At 64.3% G+C, this 18,173-nt stretch carries 19 protein-coding genes; 15 read left to right on the plus strand and 4 right to left on the minus strand.

What is annotated here, in order from left to right; genetic code table 11:
- Window positions 1–50: 50 nt before the first annotated feature.
- Entirely contained in the window at window positions 51–614 is a 564-nt protein-coding gene (locus tag ACMUJL_RS17225) for a hemerythrin domain-containing protein (protein ID WP_068294693.1), read from the plus strand.
- 87 nt (window positions 615–701) lie between these two features.
- Window positions 702–938, plus strand: coding sequence for a YdcH family protein (locus tag ACMUJL_RS17230; protein ID WP_068294689.1), 237 nt, complete (start codon window positions 702–704; stop codon window positions 936–938).
- 55 nt (window positions 939–993) lie between these two features.
- Here ACMUJL_RS17230 and ACMUJL_RS17235 read toward each other — a convergent pair whose 3' ends face one another.
- Window positions 994–2,391, minus strand: a complete 1,398-nt coding sequence (locus ACMUJL_RS17235) for a helix-turn-helix domain-containing protein (protein ID WP_375572179.1) — start codon at window positions 2,389–2,391, stop codon at window positions 994–996.
- 68 nt (window positions 2,392–2,459) lie between these two features.
- Window positions 2,460–3,674 carry a multidrug effflux MFS transporter gene (locus ACMUJL_RS17240; RefSeq protein WP_068289643.1) on the minus strand — a complete coding sequence of 405 codons (1,215 nt, stop codon included), beginning with the start codon at window positions 3,672–3,674 and terminating at the stop codon, window positions 2,460–2,462.
- Window positions 3,675–3,916: 242 nt separating this feature from the next.
- Here ACMUJL_RS17240 and ACMUJL_RS17245 point away from each other — a divergent pair, with 242 nt between their 5' ends.
- From ACMUJL_RS17245 to ACMUJL_RS17275, 7 genes are all read left to right on the plus strand, one after another.
- A complete protein-coding gene (locus tag ACMUJL_RS17245) occupies window positions 3,917–5,449 on the plus strand; it encodes an acyl-CoA carboxylase subunit beta (RefSeq protein ID WP_375572177.1) in 1,533 nt (510 codons plus the stop codon).
- A 95-nt stretch (window positions 5,450–5,544) separates the two neighbouring features.
- Window positions 5,545–5,931 carry a hypothetical protein gene (locus ACMUJL_RS17250; protein ID WP_375572175.1) on the plus strand — a complete coding sequence of 129 codons (387 nt, stop codon included), beginning with the start codon at window positions 5,545–5,547 and terminating at the stop codon, window positions 5,929–5,931.
- The gene (locus ACMUJL_RS17255; protein ID WP_375572173.1) at window positions 5,928–6,329 is read left to right on the plus strand and encodes a DUF6497 family protein; all 402 of its coding nucleotides are present in this window, start codon (window positions 5,928–5,930) and stop codon (window positions 6,327–6,329) included. Before ACMUJL_RS17250 ends, ACMUJL_RS17255 begins: the two co-directional genes overlap by 4 nt.
- 214 nt (window positions 6,330–6,543) lie before the next feature.
- Window positions 6,544–6,687 carry a hypothetical protein gene (locus ACMUJL_RS17260; protein ID WP_162841188.1) on the plus strand — a complete coding sequence of 48 codons (144 nt, stop codon included), beginning with the start codon at window positions 6,544–6,546 and terminating at the stop codon, window positions 6,685–6,687.
- A gap of 111 nt (window positions 6,688–6,798) precedes the next feature.
- A complete protein-coding gene (locus ACMUJL_RS17265) occupies window positions 6,799–7,146 on the plus strand; it encodes a hypothetical protein (protein ID WP_068289648.1) in 348 nt (115 codons plus the stop codon).
- Between the two features lie 352 nt (window positions 7,147–7,498).
- Complete coding sequence (locus ACMUJL_RS17270; RefSeq protein WP_068289650.1) at window positions 7,499–7,702, plus strand: hypothetical protein; 204 nt, start codon at window positions 7,499–7,501, stop codon at window positions 7,700–7,702.
- A gap of 146 nt (window positions 7,703–7,848) precedes the next feature.
- Complete coding sequence (locus tag ACMUJL_RS17275) at window positions 7,849–9,849, plus strand: acetyl-CoA carboxylase biotin carboxylase subunit (RefSeq protein ID WP_068289651.1); 2,001 nt, start codon at window positions 7,849–7,851, stop codon at window positions 9,847–9,849.
- Window positions 9,850–9,933: 84 nt separating this feature from the next.
- Here the strand turns inward: ACMUJL_RS17275 and ACMUJL_RS17280 are convergent, their stop codons facing one another.
- On the minus strand, window positions 9,934–10,380 hold the full coding sequence (locus tag ACMUJL_RS17280) for a DUF4174 domain-containing protein (RefSeq protein ID WP_068289654.1): 447 nt from the start codon (window positions 10,378–10,380) through the stop codon (window positions 9,934–9,936).
- A gap of 178 nt (window positions 10,381–10,558) precedes the next feature.
- Between ACMUJL_RS17280 and ACMUJL_RS17285 the strand changes: the two genes are divergently transcribed.
- The 6 genes from ACMUJL_RS17285 (at window position 10,559) to ACMUJL_RS17310 (ending at window position 16,590) form a co-directional block, all read left to right on the plus strand.
- The gene (locus tag ACMUJL_RS17285) at window positions 10,559–11,497 is read left to right on the plus strand and encodes a hypothetical protein (protein WP_375572169.1); all 939 of its coding nucleotides are present in this window, start codon (window positions 10,559–10,561) and stop codon (window positions 11,495–11,497) included.
- Window positions 11,469–13,598, plus strand: coding sequence for a methylmalonyl-CoA mutase (gene scpA / locus ACMUJL_RS17290; RefSeq protein WP_068289659.1), 2,130 nt, complete (start codon window positions 11,469–11,471; stop codon window positions 13,596–13,598). Before ACMUJL_RS17285 ends, scpA begins: the two co-directional genes overlap by 29 nt.
- A gap of 81 nt (window positions 13,599–13,679) precedes the next feature.
- Entirely contained in the window at window positions 13,680–14,294 is a 615-nt protein-coding gene (locus ACMUJL_RS17295) for a VOC family protein (RefSeq protein ID WP_375573844.1), read from the plus strand.
- A gap of 130 nt (window positions 14,295–14,424) precedes the next feature.
- Window positions 14,425–15,105 (plus strand): TerB family tellurite resistance protein, encoded by a 681-nt coding sequence (locus tag ACMUJL_RS17300; RefSeq protein ID WP_375572167.1) that lies wholly within the window; start codon window positions 14,425–14,427, stop codon window positions 15,103–15,105.
- The gene (locus ACMUJL_RS17305) at window positions 15,105–16,154 is read left to right on the plus strand and encodes an endonuclease/exonuclease/phosphatase family protein (protein ID WP_375572165.1); all 1,050 of its coding nucleotides are present in this window, start codon (window positions 15,105–15,107) and stop codon (window positions 16,152–16,154) included. Before ACMUJL_RS17300 ends, ACMUJL_RS17305 begins: the two co-directional genes overlap by 1 nt.
- A 31-nt stretch (window positions 16,155–16,185) precedes the next feature.
- Complete coding sequence (locus tag ACMUJL_RS17310) at window positions 16,186–16,590, plus strand: hypothetical protein (RefSeq protein WP_375572163.1); 405 nt, start codon at window positions 16,186–16,188, stop codon at window positions 16,588–16,590.
- 15 nt (window positions 16,591–16,605) lie between these two features.
- On the opposite strand, the gene ACMUJL_RS17315 is transcribed toward ACMUJL_RS17310, so the two are convergent.
- Window positions 16,606–18,150, minus strand: coding sequence for a Ppx/GppA family phosphatase (locus tag ACMUJL_RS17315; RefSeq protein WP_375572161.1), 1,545 nt, complete (start codon window positions 18,148–18,150; stop codon window positions 16,606–16,608).
- Window positions 18,151–18,173 lie beyond the last annotated feature (23 nt).

Below are 18,173 nucleotides of genomic sequence, written 5' to 3' on the forward strand. Positions count from 1 at the left end.
TGCATCGGGATGGGCTGTATTTCTGGCGCAAGGCGGCTATCTTCGTCCCCATGACAGAGCCCATTTCCATCGAGACCCGCAAGGGCCTGCCGGCGCATCTGCGGGTGCTGGCCGATCGCTATCCGCGCGCAGAATGGCGCGGGCATATGAATTTCAACGATCTGACGTCCTTCTGGCTGGAGCGGCACCTGATGTTCAGGCAGGTATTGGACAAGGTGATCGGCGACACCCAGGCGCATCTTGACGGCAAGGCCACGCGCTATGGCCCGGAACTGTCCCGCTATACCGGGTTTTTCCTGAACCAGTTGCACGGGCATCACCAGATCGAGGATCAGCATTATTTTCCGCAGTTCATGGCGATGGATGCGCGGCTGGAACAGGCCTTCGAGATCCTTGATGCGGACCATCATGCGCTGGACCATCATCTGAACAGTCTTGCGGATCATACCAACCTGGTGCTGCGGGCCTTGCAGCAGGGTCAGACGGCGCGCGACGAGGCCGGCCGGTTGCTGGCGGCGCAGGAAGGGTTCAAGACATTCTTGGACCGGCACCTGATGGATGAGGAAGAAATCATCGTGCCGATCGTTCTGGAATATGGCGCCGAGATGTCGTGATGCCGCGGCGCAGTTTGATCTGTCTCAAGGTGCAGGGCCAAGCGGCGGGCTAGGGTCGGGCAACGCAACTTGAAGGAGACAGGCGCGATGTCCAACACACCCCATGAACTGCAGGACGAGTTCCCCCAACATGCGGCCCGCATTGCCGCGCTGAAGCTGTCGGACGGGCATTTCGCGCGCCTTGCCGAGGAATATCACAAGATCAACCGCGCCGTTCACCGGGCCGAGACCAATGTCGAACCGGTCGAGGAACTGGCGGAAGTCGAGATGCGCAAGACACGCGCATCGCTGAAAGACCAGATCTACGGGTATCTCAAGGACTGAGCAGATCGCGATCTGTGGAACCGGGCGCGGGGGAAACTTCCGCGCCTTTTCCTGTTCAGTCAACCCGATAGGGCAAGACGCCGCGTTCGTCGGAATTGATGCTGAGCCTGCGTTCCAGCGGCGGAACCGAACGCTGATGGCAATCCTTGCGTTCGCAGATCCGGCAGGAGATGCCGATCGGCTCGAATGCGCGCGGATTGGCAAGGTCCATGTCGTCCGCATAGACAAGATCCGCTGCATGTCGCACCTCGCAGCCCAGAGCGATGGCGAAACGCCGGGTCGGTGCGCCAAAGCTGCCGCCCGGTTTCGACACGTCCCGCGCAAGGCTGATGTAGCGCACGCCATCCGGGGTTTCCGCAAGCTGGCGCAGAAAGCGGCCCGGGGTCTCGAAGGCGCGGTGGACGTTCCACAGCGGGCAGGCCCCGCCGAAACGGGCGAATTGCAGCCGCGTGGCCGAATGCCGCTTGGTGATCGTGCCGGCCTGATCGACGCGCACGAAAAAGAAGGGGATGCCCTTGGCGCCCGGTCGTTGCAGGGTCGACAGGCGATGCGCCACCTGTTCGATCGAGGCGCCGAAGCGATGGGCCAGCAGTTCAAGGTCGTGGCGGGTTTCATGGGCTGTGGTCTGAAACGCGCCGTAAGGCATCAGCGCCGCGCCGGCGAAGAAATTTGCAAGTCCGATCTTGGCGATGGCGCGGGCCTGTTCCGACTGGAACCGGGCAAGGTCCAGTGTTGCCTCAATCAGGGCATCCTGTTTGATAAGGGCAAGTTGCAGCAGCAGCTGGAATCCCTGGGTTTCCGGTTGCGCGCGCGATGACAGGGTCAGGCGACGGCTGGTTGGATCGAAGTGGCGGATCGTGGAAATATCCTGAAACGAGACACTTATCCCGCTATCTTCCAGCGTGCTTAGGGCATGGGCGCGGATCCCTTTGCCGGCCGCCTGGTTCGCGAAACGCTCGGCGGCGCGATCCACGGCGTCGATGTAATTGTCGCAATAGTGAAAGAAGTCTCGGACCTCGTCCCATGGCGACGGCTGGGTGCGGGCATCCTGGCGGCCCAGGGCCTCGTCCAGCGAGGCCAGCCGCTCGTGGGTCTGGCGATAGGCGCGGTGCAGGTCGAGAAAGGCGCGCGCCAGCGCGGGCGCGTTCGAGGCGGTCAGGCGCAGGTCGGCCAGCGGGGGGGCATTTTCGGCGAAAACGGGGTCGGCCATCGCCTCGCGCATGTCCGAGACAAGCCGTTCACTGTCGCCGGTGCTGAGTTCGGTGACGTCAAAGCCGAATTCCTGCGCCAGTGACAGCACCACACCCGTGGACACGGGGCGATTGTTGTTCTCCATCTGGTTCAGATAGGGAAGCGAGACGCCCAGCTTGCCGGCAAATTCCTTCTGGGTCAGGCCAAGGCGCTGCCGCGTTTCGCGCAGTTTCGCACCGGCATAGAGTTTCTGCGTGGCCATCTGGGTGTCTTTGCAAACTGTCGCGACCCATCCAGCGTAGCTTTGCAAAGCCGTGGAGGCAAGCGGCGTCAGAGGCCCAGCTGTCGCTCGCGCCGGATGACGTAGAGGATGGCGATCACGGCCAGCACCGAGGTCACGAACATGATCCAGACCAACGGAAATTCGCCCCGCCCCGGTTTCAGAAGGGCACCTGCCAGGGCCGAAAGGCCCGCGCCGCCCCCGATCATGATCGCGCCGCCAAGGCCCGATGCGGTGCCCGCCAGATGGGGGCGCACCGACAGCATGCCGGCGGTTGCATTGGCGATGGTCATGCCGTTGCCGATACCCACAAGGCTCATGAAGCCGAAGAAAACCAGCGGGCTGGAATGGCCGCCATAGCTGACGATCAGCGACAGGCCCATGCCCAGTGTCGAGATCTGCGTTCCCCAGAGCACCATGGTGTTGACGCCCTTTCGTGCCGCCAGCAGGCCGGTGACCCAGTTGCCCAGGAAATACCCGATCGAGGGGGCCGCAAAGTAAAGGCCAAGCTGGCTGGGTGTCAGACCAAAGACCTCTGTTCCGACGAAGGGCGCGCCGCCCAGATAGGCGAAGAAAGCCCCCGATCCGAAAGCCGACGCCAGGCAGTAGCCCCAGAAACGCGGCGATTTCAGAAGTTCAGGATATTCGCGGAATTGCTGCAGCAGTGAATTTTCGGTCGGTGCACTGGTTTCACCCAGATCCCGCCAGCTGATCGCCAGAACCACAAGGCCGCACGCCAGCAGCATCAGGAAATTCGCGCGCCAGCCGAAGGCGTCTTCAAGGATGCCGCCGATCGCGGGGGCCACCATGGGCACCACGGCCATGCCCATCGTGACATAGCCAATCATCGAAGCTGCGCGGTCCTGGCTGTACATGTCGCGCACCACCGCCCGGCTGAGGACCATGGCGACGGCGATAACGGCCTGGAGGGACCGGAAGATCAGGAAAACGGTGGCGTTCGGGGCCAGAAGGCAACCGATGGTCGCCAGGCAGAACAGGATCACGCCCGACAGGATCACGGGGCGGCGCCCGATCTTGTCCGAGACCGGCCCGATCAGGACCTGCAGGACTGCGTTCATTGCCAGATAGGTGGCAACGGACAGCTGCATCACGCTGTAATCCACCTCGAAATGCGCGGCCATGCCCGGCAGCGATGGCAGGAACACGTTCATGGCCATGGCCGAGATGCCTGCCAGCAGGATCAGCGTCGAGACATGAGGTGCGGTGGAGCGGTCCAGGTAGCGGACCGGTTTGGGGTCTTGCATGTCCAAAGGGGTAGGGCGCGCCTTGGGGGAAGTCCATTCAATAGATGGTTGAATTTGCTATTTTGCAATTCGCAGCGTAGTGCTTTCCAATTATTTGCAAATTTGCCGAAATCTGCTTTGCGCCTGCCTTGCCTGCCCCTATACCGGCTGGATGGAGGGGCGTCCGCGGGGCCGGGCGGCCATCGGGAACAGACAGGCCTGGACCGCGCGCGACGCGAAAGGCCAGCAGCAGGGAAGTGGCGATGAAAGATATCCTTCAGGAACTCCAGGAGCGGCGCAACACGGCCCGCCTGGGCGGTGGTCAGGCTCGGATCGATGCGCAGCACGCCAAGGGAAAGCTGACCGCGCGCGAACGCGTGGAGCTGCTGCTGGATGAGGACAGCTTTGAGGAATACGACATGTTCGTGACCCATCGCTGCACCGATTTCGGGATGGAGGCCAGCAAGCCGCGCGGCGATGGCGTCGTGACCGGCTGGGGCACGATCAACGGGCGCATGGTCTATGTGTTCAGCCAGGATTTCACCGTGCTGGGCGGATCGGTGTCCGAAACCCATGCCGCCAAGATCTGCAAGATCATGGACATGGCCGTGCAGAACGGCGCGCCGGTCATCGGCATCAACGACTCGGGTGGCGCGCGCATCCAGGAGGGGGTCAGTTCGCTGGCCGCCTATGGCGAGGTCTTCAAGCGCAACATCCTCGCCTCGGGCGTGGTGCCGCAGATCAGCCTGATCATGGGCCCCTGCGCGGGTGGCGCGGTCTACAGCCCTGCGATGACGGACTTCATCTTCATGGTGAAGGACAGCTCCTACATGTTCGTGACCGGGCCCGACGTGGTCAAGACCGTCACCAACGAGGTCGTGAGCGCCGAGGAACTTGGTGGCGCCTCGACCCACACCAAGAAATCGAGCGTCGCCGACGGTGCCTTCGAGAACGATGTCGAAGCCCTCAGCGAAGTGCGCCGCCTTGTGGATTTCCTGCCGCTCAACAACCGCGAAAAGCCCCCCGTGCGCCCGTTCTTCGACGATCCCGCCCGCGTCGAGATGAGCCTCGATACGCTGGTGCCGGACAATCCCAACATGCCCTACGACATGAAGGAGCTGATCCTGAAGATCGCGGACGAGGGTGATTTCTACGAGATCCAGGAGGATTTCGCCAAGAACATCATCACCGGCTTCATCCGTCTGGAAGGGCAGAGCGTGGGCGTGGTGGCGAACCAGCCGATGGTTCTGGCCGGTTGCCTGGATATCGACAGCAGCCGCAAGGCCGCGCGTTTCGTGCGCTTTTGCGACGCGTTCGAGATCCCGATCCTGACCCTGGTGGATGTGCCCGGCTTCCTGCCCGGTACGACGCAGGAATACAACGGCGTGATCAAGCATGGTGCGAAGCTTCTGTTCGCCTATGGCGAGGCGACGGTGCCGAAGGTCACGGTGATCACCCGCAAGGCCTATGGTGGCGCTTACGTGGTCATGGCCTCCAAGCACCTGCAGGGCGACATCAACTATGCCTGGCCGACGTCCGAGATCGCCGTGATGGGCGCCAAGGGCGCGACCGAGATCCTTTATCGCAGCGAGCTGAACGATCCCGAAAAGATCGCCGGGCGCGTCAAGGATTACGAGGATCGTTTCGCCAACCCCTTCGTGGCCGCCGAGCGTGGCTTCATCGACGAGGTGATCCAGCCCCACAGCACGCGCCGCCGGGTGGCGCGCGCCTTTGCGGCGCTGCGCAGCAAGAAGCTGACGAATCCCTGGAAGAAGCACGACAACATCCCGCTGTAAGGCGGGACGAGAGGCTTGCCCGCGCGCGAGGAGGCGTGCGGGCAGGTCCGGAAACATCGAGAATTTTCGCCAGGATCAAGGAGGGGCTGCGCCAGATGTCAGGGGCTGCGGAACATGTGCGGGGGAAAGGCCGGGACGGCTGGCACCTGCTGCGGGAGGGTCCGGTGCTGACCCTGACGCGGCGCGTGCCCGTGCGCTTCGATCTTTCGGCCTGCACGGTGCTGCCGACGTCCGGCCGCGTGCTGGCGCGGGCGCGTCTGGCCCACCAGATCCGCCAGGATGTCTGGCGCCGCCTGCAAAGGCTGCGCGGTTTCGTGCCTGCCGTCAGGCTGGAACAGAGGGCGGATGGGATGCATGTCACCGCGGGCGGCGCGCTGGATGCGGCGGCGCCGCTGTCCTGGGCGCAATCCGCCCTGGCCGAGGTTCTGGCAGATCCGGCATCCCGCCAGCGCTGGATCCGGCATGCGCAGGTGCGGACATGATGCGGATCGGCGCGATTGCCGCCTTGGCGGCGCTTGGCTTTGCACCGGGGGCGGCAATGGCCGCCGGAACGGGAGTGCAACTGCCCTCAGGCCTAGAGGCCGGGTTGATGGAAGGGTTCGTGGAGGTGCAGCCGGACGGTGCGCGCTGGGCCCGGTTCCGCTATGTCATGCCGGCCTTGGCCGAGACTGCGGATTTCGACAGCGTGCAGCAGGATTTCGTCGTTCTGTGCGAGGCGCAAGCCCTGCCGATGCTGTCCGATGCGGGCGAGCAGGTCTCGCAGGTCATCGTCTCGCTGATGGACAAGCCGCTGGAATTCGGTCAATCCGACCCCGGCACAGTGCAGTATTTCGAGACATTCGCGATCCGCGACGGCCGCTGCATCTGGGAGGAATTTTGATGCATCCACAATATCTTGCGGGGCGGACCTCATTCGTTCGTGAATCTGAGTCTTTTCCGACACAGCCGGGCCTCTTTCGCGGCGCCGGATATGTTTCACCCATGCGTTCCGGTATGATCGCAGATGGTCACGCCCAAGTGATCATTACCTCGTGCAAGAGGCAGGTCGTCCGGGTTTCCGGCGTTCTGTCAGGAACAAGTAACAGGAGAAACAGATGTCGAAGAACATCACGAGCATGCTGGCTCTGTGCATGGTTGCCCTCGTGGCCGCCTGCTCGCAGCCCAAGGAAGAAGAATTCGTCGTGGTCGATCCCGAGCCCATCTCGGTCGAGCCAAGCTACACCGGCAAATACAAGTAAATCGGGATCGGGACCGGTTGCAGGACGCCTGGCGTCCGGGCCGGTCCCTTCCAACCGCGCCACCCTTGCGGTGCGCGGGGCGATCACGGCAACCGGCGGGAGGGTCGGCCCATGCTGAAGCATCGCGGCTTTCCGGGGCGGCTTCCGGGGTCTGATTTCCAGTTCACCATCCGCCGCGCGAACCCCAAGGGCGTGACGCCCCTGACGCGGCGCGAGCGTTACCGCGACCGCAAGGCCGTGGATCGGCACGCCGATGCGGTGTTCATGGCCGCCCTCTGGGATCATTTCGGTGATGAACCGTTCGAGCGCGGCAACCTGGATGCAGGCCGGCTGAGCTGGCTTTTCGGCCGCGAGGTCATTCCCGCAACCGATCCTTTCGATCCCGCCAGCTACGATGCTCTTCTGGTGATCGACGAGGCTGCGGCGCGCGCTTCGTTCCCCGAGGTATTCGAAGAATGATCGGCGGATTTCTGCACCTGAATGATCCACTTGGGCGGGAAAACGCCCAAGATTTCATGGTGCCGGAATCCATCTTGGCGCAGCGCGGGTCATGCGGCAGTCTGCGGGACGTAGTGGTTACCTTTGCTCTACGTCTCAGGTCTGGCAGCCTGAACCGTTACCCTACCCTTGACGGGTGGAGTGCCCGTCCCCCAGGCGCTCCACCCGCGTTTCTCCTTTTTGAAAACCGGTATTTGTCCGATAGGCGGAGGACCGCCAGTCTGGCTGTCCGCGCGTCTGCGGCGTTGATCTTTCAGCCGATCCTGCCATCTTGCGCGCAAGGAAGACCGCTTGAAAAGGAAGGCACTCAAGGATGCAGTTCACCAAATGGATCGCCGGCGCAGCTTGCGCCCTTGCACTTGCAGGTTGTGGCGACTCGCCGCTTGAGCAGGGGCTCATCGGCGCGGGCGCAGGCACGGCCGCGGCTGTCGTGCTGGATGGCAACCCGGTCACCGGCGCAGTCGTCGGCGGCGCGGCCAACGTGCTTTACTGCCGTCAGTACCCATCGCGCTGCTGATGCCGTCGCGCGGCTGATCCCGCGCGCGCCCATCCTATCCGAAACAGACCACCGGACCCTGACGTGGGCCGGTGGTTTTTTGCTGTCCGAAGAACCGACTCCCGCGGGGCGCTGTGCCCGCGGCCAAGAACAAGAAGGGACCTGAAATGTTCAAGAAGATCCTGATCGCGAACCGGGGCGAGATCGCCTGCCGCGTCATCAAGACCGCCCGCAAGATGGGGATCAAGACGGTCGCCATCTATTCCGATGCCGACCGGCAGGCGCTGCATGTGCAGATGGCCGACGAGGCGGTGCATATCGGGCCGGCACCCGCGAACCAATCCTATATCGTGATCGACAAGGTGATGGAGGCGATCCGTCAGACCGGCGCGGAAGCCGTCCATCCGGGCTATGGCTTCCTGTCCGAGAACAGCAAGTTCGCCGAGGCGCTGGCCGCGGCCGGCGTTGCCTTCATCGGGCCGCCCGTCGGCGCGATCGAGAAGATGGGCGACAAGATCACCTCGAAGAAGATCGCGGCCGAAGCGGGCGTGTCCACGGTGCCCGGCTACATGGGCCTGATCGCGGATGCGGACGAGGCGGTGAAAATCTCGGGCGAGATCGGCTATCCGGTGATGATCAAGGCATCGGCGGGCGGCGGCGGCAAGGGCATGCGCATCGCCTGGAACGACGAGGAAGCGCGCGAAGGCTTCCAGTCATCCAAGAACGAGGCGGCCAGCTCTTTCGGTGATGACCGGATCTTCATCGAGAAATTCGTGACCCAGCCCCGCCATATCGAGATCCAGGTGCTGGCCGACAGCCACGGAAACACGATCTACCTGGGCGAGCGGGAATGTTCGATCCAGCGCCGGAACCAGAAGGTCATCGAAGAGGCGCCAAGCCCCTTCCTGGATGCGGCGACGCGCAAGGCCATGGGCGAGCAGGCCTGCGCCCTTGCCGCAGCGGTCGGCTATACCTCTGCGGGTACTGTGGAATTCATCGTCGACGGGCAGCGCAACTTCTACTTCCTCGAGATGAACACGCGCCTTCAGGTGGAACATCCGGTGACCGAACTGATCACGGGTGTCGATCTGGTGGAACAGATGATCCGCGTGGCTTACGGCGAGGCGCTGGCCCTCAAGCAGGCGGACATCAAGCTGAATGGCTGGGCGATGGAAAGCCGCCTTTATGCCGAAGACCCTTATCGCAACTTCCTGCCCTCCATCGGGCGGCTGACGCGGTATCGCCCGCCTGCCGAAGTGGCCGAGCCCGGCCATGTGGTGCGCAACGATACCGGCGTCTATGAGGGCGGCGAGATCAGCATGTATTACGACCCGATGATCGCCAAGCTCTGCACATGGGGACCGACGCGGTCCGATGCGATCGAGGCCATGCGCAACGCGCTTGACGGGTTCGAGGTGGAAGGGATCGGGCATAACCTGCCGTTCCTGAGCGCGGTGATGGATCATCCGAAATTCGTGGCCGGCACCATCACCACCGCCTTCATCGCCGAGGAATTCCCCGAAGGCTTCAACGGCGTGGCCCTTCCCGATGATGTACTGCGGCGGATCGCGGCGTCTTGTGCCGCGATGCACCGGGTGGCCGAGATCCGGCGCTCGCGCGTGTCGGGGCGGATGGACAACCATGAACGCAAGGTCGGCAGCGACTGGGTGGTGTCATTGCAGGGGCACCGGTACCCGGTGACGATCAAGGCCGACCATGGCGGATCGACCGTCTGTTTCGACGACGGTTCGGAATTGCGGGTGACCAGCGACTGGACGCCGGGCGATCAGCTGGCCACGCTGGATGTCAGCGGAGAGCCTCTGGTGCTGAAGGTCGGCAAGATCTCGGGCGGGTTCCGCATCCGGTCGCGTGGCGCCGATCTGAAGGTGCATGTGCGCACCCCGCGCCAGGCCGAACTGGCTGGGCTGATGATCGAGAAGACGCCGCCCGACACATCCAAGCTGCTGCTTTGCCCGATGCCCGGCCTGATCGTGAAGATCAATGTCGAGGTGGGCGACGAGGTGCAGGACGGTCAGGCGCTGTGCACGGTCGAGGCGATGAAGATGGAGAACATCCTGCGCGCCGAACGCAAGGGCGTGGTCGCCAAGATCAACGCGGCCCCCGGCGACAGCCTGGCCGTGGATGCCGTGATCATGGAGTTCGAGTGATCCCATGACCCGCGCCCATGCACATGCCGCGCGCGCATCGCTCCCCCGTGGGGGGGAGCTGCGCGTGGCGTTGCGGGGGCCGGATCATTCCTTGCCCAGGCTCTCGCGGATTTCCTGCTGCCGTGTCGGGAACTTGTCGATGCTGCGCGAGATCTCTCGCACGTCCCAGGGGGCGGGCTTGCGCAGCTTGACGCCGCCATCCTTGTCGATCAGCACCAGCATGAACCCGCGCGGGCGCAGTTTGCGGCGCAGATCGGACCGCGCGGCGGGATCGGTATCTGTCAGCACGACGATGTCGCGCAGCAAAAGCGCCGGGATGTCGGCGTTCAGGAAATTCATCTGCTCGATGAAGCGCGGGTCGTTCGGCGTGTCGGCAAAGACGACGATCGGCCTTTTTGTCCATAAAAATTCGCTCAAATCCACATCACTTCCCTGGACCAGGGGCAATGCGGGCGGTCCTTCGGCGGTATCTGCGGCACCCGCCGGAAAGGCCAATAATCCTGCGATTACAAGGGCGAATATGTTTTTCATGCGGCCTCCTGTCCTGTCAGATATAGGCGGTGGATTGCCAAATGCGAATGGCTTTCGACGGGAGGGGCTAAAGTTTTTCGATGTTAAAGACCTGGTGACGGGTGCGGGACGATGATCGGGGCGGTTCTTTCCCTCCGGGTGGTTCGTCATGGCCCCCTCGCACAAGGCTTGCAGTCCGATGGACATCATTCTTCATATCGGGGCACATCGCACCGCATCGACCAGTTTTCAGGCCTATCTGCGCGCCAATGCGACCGCGCTGGAAGACCGGGGTCTGTGCTTCTGGGGGCCGATGCGCACGCGTCGCGGGCTGTTTTCGGGGATCGTGCCGGTGAACGGATCGCCCCGGCTGGAACGGCAGGCGCGCCTTGCCAAGGGGCGGATCGCCTTGCAGATCGACCGCATCCAGCTGAACGGCATGCGCCAGCTGATCGTGACGGACGAGAACATCATCGGCGCACCGCGGCGCAATCTGCGCGATACGGCGCTCTATCGCGGTGCGGGCGAACGGATGGCGCGGCATGCGGCGGCCTTTGGCGGGCGCATCACGCGGGTGGTCCTGTCGATCCGCTGTCTGGACAGCTATTGGTCCTCGGCGCTGGCATTCGGCATCGGCCGCGGTCATGCGCTGCCGGATCCCGCCTATCTGGAGGCGGTCGCGCAGCAGCCGCGCAGCTGGCGCGAGGTGATCACCGATCTGTCCTGCGCCTTGCCGGGTGTCGAATTGCTGGTGCTGCCGCACGAAACCTTCGGCGGCATGCCCGAGCGGCGGCTGGAGATCATGACGGCGGCCGACTGGGCCGCGCCGACCCAGCAACACCGGCTTTGGCTGAACCGCGGACCGGACCTTGCGGCGCTGCGGCAGGTTCTTGCCCTGCGCGGCGAGGATCCGGCGCAGCTTGGTCCCGACGAGGGGCGCTACGAGCCGTTCGATGCGACACAGCGGGCGCGGCTGCGCGAGGCCTATCAGGACGATCTGTTCTGGTTGGCCTCCGGGGCCGATGGCCTGGCCAGACTTGTAACCGAAAAGACGCGCGATCAGACGGGGACAACTCCGCAGCGCGATTCACTGACAAGAGGACTAGACGATGACCAGCAAGAAGGACGCGTGGCGTGACCTGGCGCAGAAGGAGCTGCGTGCAAGACCGATCGAAGACCTGACCTGGAAGACCCTCGAAGGGATCGAGGTGCAGCCGCTTTATACCGAAGAGGACGTGCAGGCGCTGCCGCATCTGGGCAGCCTGCCGGGATTTGCCCCCTTCACCCGTGGCGTCAAGGCCACGATGTATGCCGGCAGGCCCTGGACCATCCGGCAATATGCGGGCTTTTCCACCGCCGAGGAATCGAACGCCTTCTATCGCAAGGCGCTGGCGGCCGGTCAGCAGGGGGTGTCGGTGGCCTTCGATCTGGCCACGCATCGCGGCTATGACAGCGACCATCCGCGCGTGGTGGGCGATGTGGGCAAGGCGGGTGTTGCCATCGATAGCGTCGAGGACATGAAGATCCTGTTCGACGGCATTCCGCTGGACAAGGTGTCAGTCTCGATGACGATGAACGGTGCCGTGATCCCGATCCTGGCCAATTTCATCGTGACCGGCGAAGAGCAGGGCCATGACCGCGCGGTGCTGTCGGGCACCATCCAGAACGACATCCTCAAGGAGTTCATGGTCCGCAACACCTATATCTATCCGCCCGAGCCTTCGATGCGGATCATCTCGGACATCATCCAGTATACTTCGGACGAGATGCCCAAGTTCAACTCGATCTCGATCTCCGGCTATCACATGCAGGAAGCGGGCGCGAACCTGGTGCAGGAACTGGCCTATACCCTGGCGGACGGGCGCGAATACGTGCGTGCCGCGATCGCGGCGGGCATGGATGTGGACAAGTTCGCGGGACGTCTGTCGTTCTTCTTTGCCATCGGGATGAATTTCTTCATGGAAGCGGCCAAGCTGCGCGCCGCACGCCTGCTGTGGCACCGGATCATGGCCGAATTCGAACCCAGGAACCCGCAATCCTCGATGCTGCGGACCCATTGCCAGACCAGCGGTGTCAGCCTGCAGGAACAGGACCCCTACAACAACGTGATCCGCACCGCCTACGAGGCGATGTCGGCCGTGCTGGGGGGCACGCAGTCCCTGCATACCAACGCGCTGGACGAGGCGATTGCCCTGCCGACCGAATTCGCGGCGCGCATTGCGCGCAACACCCAGTTGATCCTGCAGGAAGAAACCGGCGTCACCAATGTGATCGACCCGTTGGCTGGCAGCTACTACGTGGAAAGCCTGACCCATGAGCTGGCCGAAAAGGCCTGGGCCCTGATCGAGGAGGTCGAGGCGATGGGCGGCATGACCAAGGCCGTGGCCAGCGGCATGCCCAAGCTGAGGATCGAAGAGACGGCGGCGACACGCCAGGCCCGGATCGACCGCGGCACAGAGGTGATCGTCGGCGTCAACAAGTACCGCAAGGACAAGGAAGACCCGATCGACATCCTCGATATCGACAATGCCGCCGTGCGCACCAGCCAGATTGCCCGGCTGGAAAAGATCCGCGCGACCCGCGACGAGGCCGCCTGCCAGGCGGCGCTGGCCGAACTGGAGCGCCGCGCGGCAGAAGGCGGCAATCTGCTGGAAGCTGCGGTCGAGGCGGCCCGCGCAAGGGCATCTGTGGGAGAGATCAGCATGAGCATGGAAAAGATCTTCGGACGGCACCGGGCCGAGGTGAAGACGCTCGCAGGTGTCTACGGCGCCGCCTATGAAGGGGATGAGGGCTTTGCCGCGATCCAGGCCTCGGTCGAGGCCTTCGCCGAGGAAGAGGGGCGCCGCCCCCGCATGCTGGTGGTCAAGATGGGCCAGGACGGGCATGACCGCGGTGCCAAGGTGATCGCCACGGCCTTTGCCGATATCGGATTTGACGTGGATGTGGGCCCGCTGTTCCAGACGCCCGAAGAGGCCGCGCAGGATGCCGTCGACAATGACGTGCATGTGGTTGGGATCAGCAGCCAGGCGGCAGGTCACAAGACGCTGGCCCCGCAGCTGATCCAGGCGCTGAAGGACAAGGATGCCGGTGACATCATCGTGATCTGTGGCGGGGTCATCCCGCAGCAGGATTACGACTTCCTCAAGGCGGCAGGGGTCAAGGCGATCTTCGGGCCCGGCACGAATATCCCCGAGGCCGCGCAGGATATCCTGCGCCTGATCCGCGATGCGCGGCGCTGACATGGCGCAAGGGGGGCCGTCTGCCCCCCTTCGTCCCTGCGGGACACCCCCCGAGGATATTTCAGGCAAGAAGATGCGATGATGCTGGAGCTGGATCACCTGGCGGTTGCCGCCGCAACGCTCGAGGAGGGGCGCGCCCATGTGGAGGCTGCGCTTGGCGTGACCTTGCAGGCGGGCGGACAGCATGCGCGGTTCGGCACGCATAACCTGTTGCTGGGGCTGGAAGACGGCCTCTATCTTGAGGTGATCGCGGTCGATCCTGCGGCGCCTGCGCCTGCCGTTCCGCGCTGGTTCGACCTGGACAGCTTTGGCGGTGCGCCGCGCCTCGGCACATGGATCTGTCGTTGCGATGACCTGGAGGCGGCGCTTGCCCGTGCCCCGGAGGGCGCGGGTGTTCCAGTGGACCTGGCGCGGGGGGACCTGCGCTGGCGGATGGCCGTGGCGCGGGATGGGCGGATGCCTTTCGGCGGGGCCTTCCCCGCGTTGATCCAGTGGCAGGGGGCGCATCCGGCGGCGCGGTTGACGCCTTCGGGGTGCCGCTTGCGCCGCTTGGTGATCGCGCATCCCGCAGCGGATGACTTGCGCCGCGCGCTGTCGGGCCTGATCGACGATACGCGCGTAGCTATCGAAGCGGGCGCCATCATGGCGCTGCAGGCCGAGATCGAGACGCCCCATGGCCTGCGGCGGCTGGGCTGAGCTGGCCGGGTCCGTCTGGTCTGCGGATCCTTGCGGCATATGTCGGCGGTCGTGCCGCACTGCGGAAAATCCTGCGCCGCCCCGTGCGAACACCGCTGACAGCGCGCGGGTGACAGGATAGGGTAAGCCCATGTCGATCTGGACCCGCATCATGGACGCGCTGGGCGCGCTGACCTCGGGCGAGGGGCTGAGCGCGGTTCTGGACCGGCTGAGCGCCCCGCCGGAACGCTCCGTCGCGTTCACCATCGCGGTGATCGCGCTGGGTGCGAAGATGGCCAAGGCCGATGGGCAGGTCACGCGCGATGAGGTCGCGGCCTTCCGCGAAGTGTTCCACATTCCGCCCGAGGACGAGAAGGACGCCGCGCGCGTTTTCAACCTGGCGCGGCAGGATGTGGCCGGTTTTCGGGACTATGCGCGCAAGATCCGCGCCATGTTCGGCGAGGGCAGCGAGACGTTGTGCGACGTGATGGAGGGCCTGTTCCACATCGCTGTCGCCGATGGGCGTTATCACCCGGCGGAAAACGATTTCCTTGCCCAGGTGGCCGAGGCCTTCGGTCTGCCCGAGCAGCGTTTTCGCAGTCTGCGCAGCCGGTTCGTGCCGGACGCCCGGGGCGATCCCTATGATGTCCTGGGGGTCAGCCCGGACATGCCGATCGCACAGATCCGCGCGGCCTGGAAGCGCCTGGTGCGCGAGACGCATCCCGATGCGATGGTGGCGCGCGGCCTGCCGGAAGAAGCCGTGCAACTGGCCGAACGGCGCATGGTCGACATCAACCGCGCCTGGGCCGAGATCGAGGGCGCGCGGGGCTGATGCGGATCGCCACGTATAACGTGGAATGGTTCAATTCCCTGTTCGATGATGCAGGCCAGCCTCTGGCCGATGATGCGCCCTCGGGCCGTTACGGCATCAGCCGGTTCCGCCAGCTCGAGGCCTTGGGGATCGTCTTTACCGCGCTGGATGCCGATATGGTCATGGTGATCGAGGCGCCCGATCACAATGGCAAGCGGTCTACCGTGGCGGCGCTGCAGGCCTTTGCGCATGCGTTCGACTTGCGCTGCAAATCGGCGATCATGGGGTTCCCCAATGATACGCAGCAGGAAATCGCGCTGATGTATGATCCCTATGTCGTGGATCCGCGTCATGATCCGAAGGGCGAGGCGACAGGCAAGAAGGGATCGGACGCGGATCCGCGGTTCGATGGGGTGTTCCGGATCGACCTTGATCTGGACGGGACAGAGGATCTGGTCAGCTTTTCGAAACCGCCGCTGGAGCTTGAGGTGGCGACGATGGAGGGCGTGATCTTTCGCATGATCGGGGCGCATCTGAAATCCAAGGCGCCCCATGGTGCGCGCGGGCGCGATGCGGTGATGCGGCTGGCCATCGCCAACCGGCGAAAGCAGCAGGCGCAGGCCGTCTGGCTGCGCCGCCGCGTGGCCCGCCACCTGGAAGAGGGCGATGCGCTGATCGTGCTGGGCGATCTGAATGACGGTCCGGGGCTGGATGAATACGAGGGGCTGTTCGGGCGGTCCTCGGTCGAGGTGGTGATGGGCGAGGCGGGGCAGGGCACCCCGGCGGAGGGCTGCCTGTTCGATCCGCATGCGCGCCAGGCGGTGCAGCGTCGCCCCGGCGTGGCAAGCCCCACGACGGCGCGTTTCTACATCCAGCACCAGGATCGCTATCTCGAAGCGCTGCTGGATTACATCATGATCTCGCCCGACCTTATGGATCGGCAGCCAAGCTGGCGCATCTGGCATCCGTTCCATGATCCGGCCTGCTGGAAAGTTCCTGAGTTGCGCGATGCGCTGATTGATGCCTCGGATCATTACCCGGTGACGCTGGATATTGATCTGGCACCTTAAAACGGATCGCGATTCATCCTATATTGAAGGGATGAGACATGGTTTCGCCCTTGCCGCGCTTCTGTCGCTTGGCCTGTCACTTGCCCCCGCGCAGGCGCAGGACAGCGATGCGCCCACGCCCCCCTTGCCCGAGGGGCAGGAGGCTGATCAGGGACAAAGCCTGATGGAGCGTGGGGCGCGCATGTTTCTGGAAGGGATGCGCCGCGAGATGGAGCCCGCCCTGGAGGACCTGCGCGACCTGATGGTCGAGATGGGGCCCGCCATGCAGCAATTCATGCGTGACATGGGGCCGGCCATGGCGGACCTGCTGGGCCGGATCGACGATCTGTCGGCTTACGAGGCGCCGGAATTGCTTCCCAATGGCGATATCCTGATGCGCCGCAAGCCGGAAAGCGGACCCTTGCCACCACCCGCCGATGGCGAGATCGACATCTGACGCGCGGGACCGCGATCAGCCCTTGATGCGCACATCCGTCTGCGCGCCCAGCGAGGCCGCCAGCGACATGAACCGCGCCTCGGCCACTTCGCCGTAGAGGTCACCGGCAGAGCCGCTCAGATGCAGTTCCAGCAGCTTTTTCTTGGGAAACCAGCGCATTTCGCCCATGGGGGCGTCGCGCTGCAGCCAGAGCATCGCGCCAAAGCGCATGGCCTTGCCCACGACTTCGGCCTGATGGATCGCGGCCTCGTCCAGCAGGCGGAACATCGGCTCGAACCGCGTTCCCTCGCGCTTGTTGGAATAGCGATGCAGCAGCGCCAGCCCCAGGAAGACGCGTTCGGAATGTTTCAGCCCGCCAAGGTTGGCGCGGGTGGCGTTGTCGAAGCAGACTTCGGCGCGGTAATCGGGATGGGCGCGCCAGCTGACATCATGCAGCAGGCAGGCGGCCTGTATCAGGCGCTTGCGTTCGAGAGAGGCGGATTTGAAAAGCGGCAGGATGAAGTTGTAAAGCTGCTTGCCGAAACCGGGGATGCGGGCGTCCTTGGCCTCGGCGAAATAGCACGATTCGATCAGCGGATCGCGATCGCGCAAGGACTGCGGCATCTGTTCATACAGCATCCCCTCGCGGATCCCATAACTTGATACGGCGATGTCGCGCGGGTGGAAGGTCTTGACCACGGCCTTCAGCACTTCGCAGGCCAGCGGAACAAGGTCCATCCGGGCGGCGGAGACGCCGCAGCGGGTGCGCAATTCGACGGGGTCGTTCTGGCGGATGTATTCGATCGTGGCCGAGATGGATTTCGCGCTCATGCGGTATTCATGCAGCACGTGCAGCGGGTAGCCGCGCCGCTCCATGTCTATGCGCGCGATGGCGCGCCATGACCCGCCGACAAGGAACAGGCGGTTCTTCTGGGGGCCAAGGGTTTCGGCCAGCCCTTCGAGGATGGACTTGATATGCGCCTTGCGGCCCTTTTTGCCACCGGGCACCGCGCGCAGTTTCAGCGGCCCCAGGGGCGATGTGACGCGACGGCCCACACGCCCGCCCGATATCTCGGCCAGTTCCATCGAGGCGCCGCCGATATCGCAGACCAGCCCGTATGATCCGGGCCAGCCCAGCAGCACGCCCTGCGCCGAAAGGCGCGCCTCTTCCTCGCCGTCGATCACCCACAGCTTCAGCCCGGTCTCGGCTTCGATCAGAGCCTGGAATTCGGCGCCATCCTCGGCCTCGCGCATGGCGGCGGTGGCAACGGCGGTCAGGGGGGCAATCCCCATGCCGTCGGCCAGTTTCTGAAAACGGCGCAGCGCGTTGAGTGCGCGAATGCGGCCCTGCGGGTTAAGCCTGCCGGTTTCGGCCAGCCCTTCGCCCAGGGCGCACATGATCTTTTCGTTGTAGAAATAGGCAGGCGAGCGCGCGGCGCCGTCGAACACCACAAGGCGCACGGAGTTCGATCCGACATCCACAACGCCCACCCGTGACAGGGCACGCGAGGAGGCGTCGTTGAACAGGGGTCGCCCGAACGGGCCCCAGTCATGTGGGGCGGGGTCTGTGGTGCCGTCCATGCCGTCTTTCCTTGGTCCGTCCC

The organism is Seohaeicola sp., from assembly GCF_048006315.1.
Classification (GTDB): Bacteria; Pseudomonadota; Alphaproteobacteria; order Rhodobacterales; family Rhodobacteraceae; genus Seohaeicola.